The sequence below is a fragment of the Candidatus Omnitrophota bacterium genome (genome assembly GCA_041650805.1).
Taxonomy (GTDB): Bacteria; Omnitrophota; Gorgyraeia; order 2-01-FULL-45-10; family 2-01-FULL-45-10; genus JBAZKM01.
Genome location: JBAZKM010000012.1, coordinates 1 through 14,288, shown reverse-complemented (window position 1 = coordinate 14,288; position 14,288 = coordinate 1). Strand labels below are relative to the sequence as shown.

Genomic DNA, 14,288 nt, shown 5'->3' with positions numbered 1-14,288 from the left:
AACATGACATTACGGAGGCGCCAAATGAATAACAGGATATACAAAAAAAACGCAATACTGCTTCTGGCCTTGATCTTCTATTGCCAAACAGCTTCTGCCGACGTCGCGGGCACCAAAGAGTGGACATACGTCATATGGGACGGGGAGGCGGACGCCAGGGTCGATTGGGGAGACATCCTCCCCATGGATCCATATGAGGGAGAAAATTGCCTGGTGGGAAGCCCCAACGCGAAGTGGGGCCAGGTACCCGCCCTGATACTGAGCGGCCTTCCGTCTAATGGAGCGAACATATCCGCGTATGATGAAGTATGTTTTTACGCAAAGTGCGACCAGGAGGGTAAGACATTCGGCCTTTCTGTATACGGTTGGCCCAATATGAGCAATGTGGTAAGCATAGACCCGTATATCGAGGGCGGTCCGCTCGATACCGCATACCGTCTCGTACGGATCCCCATAGACCTTATGAAGAAATCGGAATACCGCCTTGACGATATCGAACAACTTCATTTTATATCACCGAATGACGGCATAACAATATTTATAGACAAGATATGGGCGGTCCAAAAAGGCGTCGATTTCGGCGCCGTACAGATAAATAACGCCCTGGAAAATACATATACGCTCAGAAATTATAGAGAATCGGAGATGGTCATCAATACCGTAGGATTTGAAGGCACCGGCAGCGGCGCCTTCTCCACGACACAATCGGTGCCTTTCACGGTGGCCCCGGGAGGAAGCACAGATATATGCGTCAAATTCTTACCCGCGACTGTGGGCGAAAAAGAGGCGGCGCTTGTACTTCAAGGCACCAACGTATTCGGCGATTACCAGAAGCACATACCTCTATACGGAAAGAGCATGGGGTCCATTTTCGAACTTTCAGACGACTCAGTCTGCTTCGGCAAGATCCCGATAGGACAAAGTATCCACTGGAATATCGAGGCCTTTAACGGCGGAAACCAGGACCTCCACCTGGACCTCTCCGCGGCATACAGCGTATTCAGCGCTCCCGCTAGCGTGACGATACCGCCGAACGAAAGCCGTAAGATCCCTATAACTTTCACGCCGGTAACTGAAGGGACGGCGGATAGCATTCTCGTCATTTCATCGGACGATATAAACGCTACCAGGAAAACGGTGGCCCTGAAGGCAGAGGGTCTGCCGTACGGGGCCACATTCGTATTGCCGGCCAGCGTGAACAGCTCCTCAAGCAAGATCGCTATTTCGTGGGGCCTGGGCGCCGAGATAACCGGCACAAGCATATACATAGGACCGGAGCCGGGCGATACCGAAGACGGCCCCCTCCCGGGCAGTATAGAAGTGGCTTCGCTGAGCCCCGAAACGGACACCTATACCATAACAGGCGTATCGGCCGCCACAGACGTATTCATACGGATAGAACAGAGATCGGACAGCGGCGTGGTTGCCGTAAAGAACCTTCATGTGCGCACAGACGGCGGCCCGCGCGCCTCACTGGACACTCCGCTCAGGGAGGTACATCTCGCCGCGCCGAATATAATCATGCTCACCCTGGAAAATAAACACGTCCATTCATTCTCGCCGGATAATGACTGGTATGACCAGGGAGTCGATGAGATCATAGGTTATGAAGGCCCTGAGTGGCAGGCCGGGCCCTGGACGGTGACGCGAGCCAACGGAACATCGATAGGGGTAAGCGCCATATACAGGAACTCCATACCGGTCGCCCAGCTTTATCTGGATAACTGGCGCGATGAGTGTTACCTTGATGTGGACCATATCATATACCTCGTCCTGGACCAGGAAGTGGGAAGCCGCGATCTCCTGCGCATTACAGGCCCGAAGGACCTGGGCTTTTATCTGCCGTTCAGCGACCGGTATCTCGAGACACCGGTAATACAGATCAACCAGGTAGGTTATTCTCCGCGCGCTACGGAAAGGTACGCTTATGTCTCGTGGTGGCTGGGTGACGGCGGAGCCCTCTCTCTGGACTCCTTCCCTTCGACCGTTGAGATACTGACTGAACCGGCCGATCCCATCTCAAACAGGGCGGCGTTGCCGGGGCTCAATCCCGCGCTGGCCCTGAGGCAGGAATCGGACACGGACTCGGGCGGACAGGTAAAAGAGATAGACCTGAGTTCACTGCCGCATAATGAGGACGCGGTCTACCGTATAAGGATACCGGGCGTAGGCGTCTCATGGCCCACAAAAGTGAGCGAAGCCGCTGTCTTTAAGGCGTTCCTCACAACCATAAGAGGCATGACATACAACCGCTGGGGAAGGGAGATGAAAGAACCGTTCACCGGTTTCGGCCCCAGGCCGCAGGACCATCCGGTCGTTTATGATGCCGAGCAGAGCGATCCGTTGAGCATGTTCGCCGAAGACACTCCTGCAACCGTAACGAGGACCCTGAGGGGCGGCCACCATGATGCCGGAGATTTCGATATAAGATTATTCCACTGGCTTATACCTCTCCCCCTCTTACGGACCTATGAATTGTCCCCGGAAAGATTTACCGATAGTCAATTGAATATACCGGAGAGCGGTAACGGGATCCCTGACATACTGGATGAAGCGCTCTACAGCCTGAAGGCATGGGAAGAGTTGCAGGATTTCGAATATAACGGTTTCAACCCTGAGCCGGAGGCAAAACGACGCAATGACGGCGGCATACGCTTGGGTGTGGAATCGTACAGACATCCTCCGATCGAGTATGCGGACGAGAATAATGACCCGTACTGGACATACTCCAAGGACAGGAAACATTCCGCGCGCGTTGCGGGGATGTTCGCCCTGGCGGCCCGGATCGTCGCTCCTTTCGATGCCGGGAGATCGGCTGAATTGAGGGCCCGCGCCATTGCCGCTTATGATTTCGCGCTCATGGACGACGAGACGACCAATTCGCTCTATGGCGCGCCGCTGGAGCCCCGTTGCGGGAACCCTCTGATATTCGCGGCGGGGGAGCTCTTCGCCCTGACCGGTGAGACAAGATATAGGGATATGGTGAGGGCCGTGTGGGACGCGTGGGATACCTGGCATACAGGGTGGGTGGAGGTGGTCGAATTTTTCCCGTGGCCCGGTTCCTACTCTGAGGCCGGCCAGCAATTTACCGCTGATCAAATGCTGAGCTACGTTATGGCCCCCGGGGCTGACTCCGTCATCGCCGGGCACGTGCTTGACCAGGTCGATAGCCACGCCGCTGCCGAATTGTTCAGGGTAGACAGCAACCATGCCCACAGGAACGGCCGCTACACATCCGCAAACCCTGACTGGGGGGCCGGCACAAGCGCCGGCGCTCACCTGAGCTCAATATATTCCCGGCTGATGGCCGAGCCACGCCGGGCGCTCAGCGCCGAAGAGAGGCAGAGATATATCAATGCCATCAGTTTATCGGCTGACTACGTACTTGGCGCAAACCCGTACGGAACGGCCTGGATCACGGGACTCGGTACGCGTCACCCGCGGGAGCCTTTACACTCTGACAGCCTGGCATTGCTCATGGACGGGCAGGGGCTTCTTCCGGGGATACCCGTATATGGTCCGGTGGGGTATCTGCCCGGCAACGCATATTATGACTTCGGAGAGTATATGTTCTACCCGCAATTCGGTGACCACCCGCTTATGCGAAGGTATGCCGATATACACAGCTTTGTCAACACCAATGAATTCGACATAGGCGTCCAGGCCGGACAGAGCACGCTCTTCGCGATGTTACTGGATCCCGGCACCTCCGCTGCCGGGCCGCGGATGATCACCGCCGTCCTCGATCCTCTGGACGACATAGTAATAAACTTCGGGTCGCAATACGGCTTATGGATAAGGTACAATGACGGTACATGGACACAGCTCGCCGGGTTAAGTCCGAATACGATGGCCGGGGCAGACACAGACGGGAACGGCATAGATGACCTGATCATCGACTTCGGCTCCCCGTACGGTATATGGATATACAGGAACAATGCTTCCTGGGAACAGCTCACCGGTGTAAATTCCGAAATTATCATCACAGGCGGGTTCGATACCGATGACCTTGACGATGTAGCTATCGACTTCGGCGATGCCTACGGCATATGGATAAGACACGGTGATGGTACATGGGAGATGATAAGCAACGTAAACCCCGAATGTATTGTCGCGGCAGATATGGACGGTGACTATATAGACGACGTGGTGATCGACTTCGGCGCCTCTTACGGCATATGGGCCAGGCACTACGACGGGACATGGGACCTGGTGAGCGATGCAAGCCCGGAATCTATTGCCACGGGAGACATTGACGGTAACGGCAAGGATGATATGGTGATCGACTTCGGCGCCTCTTACGGCATATGGGCCAGGCACTACGACGGCACGTGGGACCTGGTGAGCGGCGTAAGCCCCGACTTGATGGCCGCCGGGGACCTTGACGGAGACGGCAAAGACGACCTGGTCATCGACTTCGGCACGCAGCACGGCACATGGGTCAGATACGGCAACGGCAATTGGGCAAAGATAAACGACCTGAGCCCAAATTAAAAAGGATGAAGATGAATAACGATAGTTCCATACAACACAAGGTCCTGCGCGATATCGTAATGACGGCCGTATGCGTCATAACGCTGTACCTCTTCCCCATACCGGCAGCGTCCGCGCTCCCGCCCGTATTCGACCCGATCCCGGATAAGGTCGTCGCCGAAGGAAGCGCCCTTACCTTTGATGTAAGCGCCGTTGATGCCGATAATGATACCATCACATATGGCGCAGCGGACCTGCCTTCCGGGGCAACGTTCAGCGGCAACACCTTCACCTGGACTCCCGACTATACCCAGGCAGGTACATATACGATAACGCTCACTGCGGATGATGGGAACGGCGGGATCGATACCAAAGGCGTGAATATCACGGTAACCGATAATAACAGGGTACCGATCGTGCAGGACCTTGCCGTCTATACGGATGAAGATATCGCTGTGGCCGTTACTCTTACCGGCAGCGATGCGGACGGGGACCCTCTCGTCTACCGGGTCACATCCGGTCCGCAGCATGGTACCGTATCAGGGTCCGCCCCGGGTCTGACATACGCTCCTGCCGCTGACTATAACGGCACGGATACATTCACCTATGCGGCGAATGACGGTAAGGGGGATTCGATTGAGGGAACGGTGACGGTCACGGTCCGGCGTGAGGGAGTTGCGCTGAAGGTGAAACCGGGCTTCCTCCCCATATATGACGGGGAACCCGGCTCATATACCACGCCGAACAGCCAATACGTCATACAGAGCCCGGGGGAAGGGCTCGACGGCAGCGTCGGGTTGCTCTTGACGCCCGACAACTGGCACTCCCCTGCGATCAAACTGCAGAGCCCGGCATACCGCTCTAATTTCATGCTTTATGATGCGCTGGAGTTCTACTTCAGGTCGCCGTCCGCAGACCCCGGGGACCCGACCATTCGTCTGAATAAATGGCCGGGCATGAATAGCAACACGCTTCCGATCAAACAATATATAGAAGGCGGCGTTATAGATAACACCTATCGGCTTGTACATATCCCTCTATCCGACTTCGTCACGGACACCTGGGACCTTGCCGGGGGCGAGACGATATATTTTAATCTGGATCCGTTAAAAAGGACTTACTATGTCGATAAGATGCAGTTAAGGGACACAACGCCTCTGCACATCGAAAGTATTACGGTCGAGACCGAGCATATCATCCGGATCACCACTGACGGACGCTATGATCTCTCTGCATCCCGTATCAGGTCGAATTATCTCCTCGCGAGCGCGGATGACCCTGCGTACGCCGCCGGGGCCGTTCCGCTCGACACAGGCGCGCATATCCGGTACCTCGGCCATGAGCCCGGCGCCGATATCACCAATCCCACGAACAGGTACGATATCCTTCTATACTTCCGCGATGCCCTAAAGGAGGGAGGCCTTTACACATTGAGCGTGAACGGCATAAATGACACTGCCGGCAACGCCCTGGTCCCGGTGTCGTTCGACTTCACCTACACCGATGACCGCACTGTTCCGTTCATCAAGATCAACCAGGAGGGGTACATACCCGGCCATCCGAAACATGGATACGTCGGATGGTACTTTGGCGACCTCGGGGGCGGCGCCTGGGCGGTCGGAGAGGAAGGGTTGATCTTCTCATACGACAAAGAGCTCGGGTGGCAGCGTATGGCAAGCCCTGTCACGACGACGCTTCGCGCAGTCGCCGCTACGCGCGAGGATGATATCTGGGCTGTCGGTGACGGCGGGACGATAGTCCACTATGACGGTACGGCCTGGAGCCAGGTAGCCTCTCCGACAGGCCAGGACCTGTACGGCATATCTTTCAGTATGACGAACTCCGGATGGGCGGTCGGTGCCAACGGCACGATAATACGATACCGCGATGGCGCATGGGAAAACGTAACAAGCCCCGTCTCCGTCACCCTGCGCTCCGTCTGGTTCGGGAGTGACAATGACGGGGTCGCCGTCGGGAACAGCGGCACCATCATCAGGTATGACGGCACGACATGGAAAAGTTCAAAGACCATCACTACCGAAGATCTCTATGCGGTCGCAGGCCGGAAGGGTTTCGGCGTACAGACGATCGTCGGGGCCCGCGGGACGATCATCGTAGATCAATGGGGGCTTAAGATCGCCGCATCTTCCGGCATGGTAGATGTGACGCTCCGCGGTTTGGCTATCAACCCTAACCGTCCGCCTGCAAATACCTACGCCGCAGGGGATAACGGAACGCTCTTATCCATAAACCGCGACGGCCTGACATATAAGGTAGAATCGAGCGGTACAACCGAAACACTCCACTCTGTCGCGTTCCTTGAGAACCGGCAGTGGTGGGCGGCCGGCACGAACGGCGCGATGGTCTCCGTAACCGATAAAGGCATAGGTACGCAGTCACTCGATGACGCGACGATCCTCGCCGTCACGGCGGTCCCATTCGGCGAGATGCGCCTGCCGAAGGTCACGCCGGAGATCGAGATCCGCGATGCCGGGACGGGCCATACGGTCAGGCGCATCCCGCTTGTGCTGCAGGCGGCCAACTACTTCCTCTCCGGAGAAGATGTATATACGTTCGACTTCAGCGACATCACCGCGAGCGGCACCTACAGGGCATACCTGAAGGGATACGGTTACAGCTATCCCTTCACGATAGGGCCCGCCGCGCTTAATAAGACCGCATACCACACTTCGCGCGTATTTTACTATGACCGGAGCGGTCAGCCGCTCGAGACACCATATTCGGATCCGAGATTCGTCCGGACGATGGACCACGATGCCTCGATCGACGCCGCATTCCATGAATCCCTGCTCGACTCGCCGCTCTATAACGGCGAGACCGTCTGCCCGCTCATCATCAAAGACCGCGCCGCCGTGCCCGCAGCCAGCATGGTAGATATGACAGGCGGCTGGTTCGATGCCGGCGACTACGGAAAGTACGTGACGTCCGCCTGCGCTCCTGTATGGCGGCTCCTAACCGCTTACGAGATCGCGCCGAATAAGTTCAAGGAAGACTGGAATATCCCGGAGAGCGGCAATGGCATCCCCGATATCCTCGATGAGGCAAAATGGGAGATCGACTTCTTAGTAAAAATGCAGGCACCTGACGGCGGCGTCTATAATAAAGTCGTTGCGCAAACCTGGGAGGCAGGCACGCCGGAGGCGTCGGACATCGGCGGATACCCTGTCCGCTACATCATGGCGAAAACGACCGGAGATACGGCACTAGCCGGGGCGATCTACGCCAATGCCGCACGTGTCTGGAAACGGTTCGACAAGGCGCTATCGCTGGAGTATCTGCGCCGCGCCGAACTTGCCTGGGAGTTCCTGAAACAGCATCCGACCCAGGTGCCGGTCGGGGGATACCAGGTACCGGCCGGTCACCATTCCGGACCGTATCCCGATCCCGAGGATATCGATAACCGTGCGTGGCTCGCGGCTGAACTCTACCGCACCACCGGAAAAACGGAGTACCGCGAATACTACGAAACCCTTTACAACACCAGTACGCTCGTCAGCGGATGGGGATGGAACGATTTCCAGCATTCCGGAAAGGAAGGGCAATGGGCATACCTGCGCTCTACGTGGCCGGATGTCAACGAGTCGACCCGCACAAGTATCAGGAATACGTTCATAAAGAATTCTGAGGATCTGAGGAAGAAGACGGAGGCGAGCGTCTATCGCGTAAGCGCCCGCCATGACGTCCCGGAATGGGTAGGGTGGGGAACGCTCGGCCAGAATACCTGCGAGTCATATATACTCCTTCTCGGTTGGTTCGTCTCGGGCGATCAACGATTTTACGACGCGGCCTGCATCAATGCGGATATCGTGCTCGGCGCAAATCCCTTATCAACATCATTCATCTCCGGGGTCGGCACCGTATACCCGAAAGACCCCCTGCATAATCAATCGAGATTTGATAACGTCGATGATCCTATACCGGGCATCCACGTCTTCGGCGCCTATGCCCACGCAACATTCTCAAACGCCTGGTATGCCGAGGCGCAGAGCGACAGGAACAACTATCCGTCGATCGAGCAGGTCGGTGAGCCGTATCCGGTCTTCAGACGCTGGGCCGATGAGAACACGCAGGTGGGATACAATGAATTCGGCATCGGCAGCCAGACGGCCACCGCCGCGGTCTTTAATATCCTGAGAGGCGACACGGCGCCGAACGAACCGCCCGTAGCACAGCCCGATACTATAAAGACGACAAAGGATACGGCCGTTCCCGTTACGCTCAACGCCAGCGATGAAGAGGTCGCCCCGCTCACCTATACCATCACGTCAGGGCCTTCGCACGGCACGCTGAGCGGGATAGCGCCCGAACTCATCTATACCCCGGATACCGACTACTCCGGCACCGACTCATTTTCTTTCAAGGTGCATGACGGATATACTGATTCAAACGTCGCGGTGATATCGCTCGCGGTAGGCATGGAGAACGCGCCCCCGGTCGCCTATTCCCTATCGCTCACCATGACCGGGAACGAACCGAGGCCGCTCATCCTCTCCGCCTCCGATGCCGATGGAGATACTCTCTCCTATATCATAGTTGCCGATCCCCGGCATGGGTCGTTATCAGGCACGGCGCCTGACCTTACATATATACCGGACACCGGCTACGAAGGGAGCGATACCTTTACCTATAAGGCAAATGACGGCGCGGACGATTCGAATATAGCAACTGTATCGGTCACGATATCTGCAATGAACGGTCTCCCCGATCTAAGCGGTATCCCGTCGACCCTTGTGAAGAATGAGGCCGATACGATCACGTGCGCAGAGCTCGAGAAAGCCACCGATATAGACGGTGATGCCCTGACCTATACCTATAGCGATTGGGTGACAATGCTACCTTATACTACGACATACACCGATAGCGGCACTCACATCATCCGCGTAGAAGTATCTGACGGCACAGGTTCGGTTAGCAAGGATATCGAAGTCACCGTAAATAATATCAACCGCGCCCCTTCTGCATCCGACCGATCGGTCTCGACTGCTAGAAATACGGCAAAGGCGGTCGCTTTAGGGGCCGCCGATGACGATAACGACCCGCTTGTCTATACGATAGTCTCGGACCCGGGGCACGGGTCATTGACCGGCACACCTCCTGATATCACCTATACTCCGGCAGTTGACTATAGCGGCACCGATTCGTTCACCTTTAAGGCAAATGACGGCCTTGACGATTCCAACACCGCTACCGTTTCGATCACAGTGATCGGCGAAAAGGTCCACTATGTCGACGCCAATTCAGGCAACGATGCCAACGACGGCCTCTCGGAAGGGACTCCGTGGAAGACGATACAGAAGGCCGCCACTGCCATGCCTGCGGGCAGTACCTGTCTGGTCTCTGCCGGCACCTACACGGAAAGGGTGGCTGTAAATAAATCCGGCCTATCCGCGGCCTCCCCCACCGTCTTCAGGGCAGCGGGTCCCGGCGCAGTGGTGAACGGAGGTTTTACCGTCAAGAGATCCTCCGGCGTGATCTCATATATCGTTATAGACGGGTTCGAAATAACCAACCCGGCGGCGGATGATGAGCTCAACGGTTCCGGCATAACGCTATTTGACGCGCAATCCTGCGAGGCCCTTAACAACTATATCCATGATACCGTGTGGCCCGGCATCCAGTTAGACACCTGGTCCGGAAGCGCGTCCAATAATCTCAGCAACAATAAGATCACGAATAACCGTATCGTGCGCGCGGGAACATACTGCGGGATCCTGGTAAAGGGACGGAATAACAGGGTAGAGAAGAACGATATAAGCGGGGTCGTGCAGAACCCTCTATGGCCCATCATCAGTACAGTGGACGGGTCGGATGCGGACGGGATCAAGGTGGAAGGCATCGGCCATATATTCAAAGATAATTACATCCACGACATAAGGTTCAGCGACCCGGGGAACAGCAATATCGCGGGCGCGCCGCACATAGACGGCATCCAGCTTTGTGAGACGGGATCCAATCTCACATTTGACAAAAACCGCATAATTTTACTGGACCCGGGGCCATCCGGCAATACAGAGATGTGCACACAGGGGATATATATAGATGCGCCCGGCACCGTACAGAATGTGACCATCACGAATAACGTGATCCAGGTCATCCAGCCGATCAATCTGATAACCGTTAAGAACGCGACCATCGAGCATAACACGCTCATACCCGGCACATCGCCCGTAGTTTGGGATAATACCCGCACTCCTCACGGAATAGAGATCAACGGCTGTTCCGGCACGATAAAAGTAAAGAATAATATCATCTACGGTAATTGGAACCTGACCAACCATTATTATCTGACGGTGGACGGCTCTCAGCCGGTCATGGATGTAGGATATAATGCCTATTTCCGGATAAAAGGCACGAGAGGCGCATCTGCCGTAAACGATAAAAATACGGACCCGAAATTCGTTCTCATACCCTCCGGCGACAGGGATCCGTGGGACCTGCACCTGCAATCCACCTCGCCTCTCATCGACGCCGGCATTGCGCTGAGCGAGATCACGGACGATCTGGATAGTAACACAAGGCCGCATGGTGCCGGGTTCGATATAGGCGCATATGAATATGTCGACACCGTATCTTCCGCATACCCCCTCCCTCTCTTCATCGGCCGCTTAAATGCCGCTGGCAAAAATTCCATGGCGATAGACTTTGGCTCAGAGTACGGCACATGGATAAGGTACGATGACGGCACCTGGGCCGGACTCAGTATAATGAGCCCCGAGATTATGACCGGGGCCGACACGGACGCAAACGGCATAGACGACCTGGTCATCGACTTCGGCCCCTCCTGCGGCATATGGCTCTACATGAATAATGCCTCCTGGGAGGAGCTCAACAGCCTCGATTCAGAAGCTATCACCACGGGAAGGTTCGATGACGATGACTTTGATGACATAGCGATCGACTTCGGCCAGGACCACGGCATATGGGTTAAGCACGGGGACGGCACATGGGAGATGATAAGCGATATAAGCTCCGAATCGATGGTCGCCGGGGACGTGAACGGTAACGGCAAGGATGAGATAGTCATCGACTTCGGCCAGGAATATGGTATATGGGTACGGCATGATGACGGCACGTGGGACCTTATAAGCGTCGTAGACCCGGAATGCCTGGCCTCGGGCGACATAGACGGCGACTCGAAAGCAGAGGTCATCATCGACTTCGGCCCGAATCACGGCATATGGGTCAGGCATGATGACGGCACGTGGGACCTTATAAGCGTCGTAGACCCGGAATGCCTGGCCTCGGGCGACATAGACGGCGACTCGAAGGCCGAGATCATCATCGACTTCGGCCCGAATTACGGCATATGGGTCAGGCATGATGACGGCACGTGGGACCTTATAAGCGTCGTAGACCCGGAATGCCTGGCCTCGGGCGACATAGACGGCGACTCGAAGGCCGAGATCATCATCGACTTCGGCCCGAATCACGGCATATGGGCCAGGCACGATGACGGCACGTGGGACCTGGTGAGCGGCGTAAGCCCCGACTTGATGGCCGCCGGGGACCTTGACGGAGACGGCAAAGACGACCTGGTCATCGACTTCGGCACAGAGAACGGTATCTGGCTTAAGTACGGTAATGGTGATTGGGAGCGGCTCCATGACTTAAGTCCCTAATCTATAGCCGCTCAAGATATAGACGAAAACGGCCTCGATGAGATGGCGGAGATAAGCTTATCATCAATTTCGGCGGGATACGGGGTACTGGAGTTCCATCCGCATGACCTTGCCGCACAACAGGGTTGAGGCAATTTATGAAACGTACACTTGTAAAATTTGTTAACGGTTTTGCAGTATTATGCGCCCTGGCGTTATTTGCCGGATGGGCGGAAGCTGTGACGTACCATGTTAATAATACCGACCCTTCTGCGAGCGACAGCAATCCGGGGACAGCAGCCCTTCCCTGGTTAACCATCCAGAAAGCAGCCAATACCGTGGTAGCAGGAGATATCGTTATAGTAAATCCCGGCGATTATAACGAAAGGATATCATTTACACAAGGCCACTCAGGAAACGCGGAAAATAAGATAATTTTTAGAGCCGAGCCGAGAAGAAGCGTGACCATCCAGGGTTTTTACACCCTCTTTTGTAATTATCTGCGCATCGAGGGTTTTAATATCACCAACTCAAACCCGGGGAATATCGAAGGCCCCGGGATCCTTATACGCAGCCACAATGTGGAAGTTGTGGATAATTATATTTACGAGATTAAAGGTAATGCCGCGATCGGCGGATATTGGGGAAAGCCGTGGTTTAATAATTGCTATATAGCCGGCAATAAGATATACCGCTGCCAGGCCGGGATCCATGTGCAGGGCGATAATTGGGTGGTGGAACACAACGAAGTGGAACGGCTCTATGAGTGGTCAACTATGGATCCTGCGGGGGGCTGGCATTTTCTTGATTGCGATTATTCCAGGTTTTTTGGAAATAATATAATCATTTCATCGAATCACTTTCACGGTGCCGTCCTATCTGAAGTGGGCGCCTCCCATGTAGACGGGTTTCAAACCTTTACGAGAAACGGAGAGTACGCAAGCAATGTAACAATAGAAGGAAATATAATTGAGGGTTTTTTCAATCAAGGGGCAATGATCATGGACGAGGGCGAAGGTACGGGCTATGTAAACAACATCGTCATCAAAAACAATATATTCAAGGACGGTGTTTCATGGGGAATATGCGTGATGAAAAACGTAAAAGATGTGCTTGTCGCCAATAATGTGTTTTTCAACATAGAGACCGTTGTGAACGGCCACCCGGAAGGTATCGGTGTCGGCATAAGGGAAGAAAGCAGCGGCAGAATATATAATAATATCTTTTATTCCACTGTTACCGCAATCGGCACCGACGCCACTTGTACGGTGGAGGAGGATAACAATTTATTTTATGATATATATTCCGATTTCCCGGATCGCGCACCTCATGACATATGGAACACCGACCCTCAATTCCTGAATCCCGCAGACAATGACTTTCGTCTGCTTTCTACCTCGCCCGCTATAGATAGCGGCAGAACGGTGGATATCTCAACGGATTTTGAAGGCACCTCCCGGCCGCAAGGGAGCAGATACGATATCGGAGCGTATGAATTCGCTATTGATGATTATACCCCTTATCCTATCCTTATCGCAAACCTCGACGGCGATAACCTCGGCGATATAGTAATAGATTTCGGCACCGATTACGGCATATGGGCCAGGTACGGTACAGGCACATGGGCGCTACTTAGCTCCGCCTCCCCGGAGGCGATGGCCTCAGGCGACATTGACGGTAACGGTAAGGACGATATAGTGATCGATTTCGGGTCTGATTACGGCATATGGATACTAGGCGATAGCGGCCTATGGACCAGGGTGAGCGATGTGGACCCCGGGTCTATCGTAACGGGAGACCTGGACGGCGATAACCTCGGAGATATAGTTATCGACTTCGGCGCTGATTACGGCATATGGGCCAGGTACGGTACAGGCACATGGGCGCTACTTAGCTCCGCTACCCCGGAGGCGATGGCCTCGGGCGACATTGACGGTAACGGCAAGGACGATATAGTGATCGACTTCGGGCCTGATTACGGCATATGGATACTCGGTGATAACGGCCTATGGACCAGGGTGAGCGATGTGGACCCGGGGTCTATCGTAACGGGAGACCTCGACGGCGATAACCTCGTAGATATAGTTATCGACTTCGGCACCGATTACGGTATATGGGCCAGGTACGGCACTGGCACCTGGGCATTACTCAGCTCCGCCACCCCCGAATCTATGGCCTCAGGCGACATTGACGGTA

General features: G+C 55.1%; 3 protein-coding genes. All 3 read left to right on the top strand.

The genetic code is table 11. The features are described 5' to 3' along the window. The first annotated feature begins 24 nt into the window (after positions 1-24). Positions 25-4,494: a glycoside hydrolase family 9 protein gene (locus tag WC515_07915; GenBank protein MFA5147285.1), complete on the top strand. Its 4,470-nt coding sequence runs from the start codon at positions 25-27 to the stop codon at positions 4,492-4,494. Positions 4,495-4,505: 11 nt separating this feature from the next. Continuing rightward, positions 4,506-12,113 carry an Ig-like domain-containing protein gene (locus WC515_07910; protein MFA5147284.1) on the top strand — a complete coding sequence of 2,536 codons (7,608 nt, stop codon included), beginning with the start codon at positions 4,506-4,508 and terminating at the stop codon, positions 12,111-12,113. A 137-nt stretch (positions 12,114-12,250) separates the two neighbouring features. After that, on the top strand, positions 12,251-14,288 hold a 2,038-nt coding region (locus tag WC515_07905), incomplete at its 3' end, for a choice-of-anchor Q domain-containing protein (GenBank protein MFA5147283.1).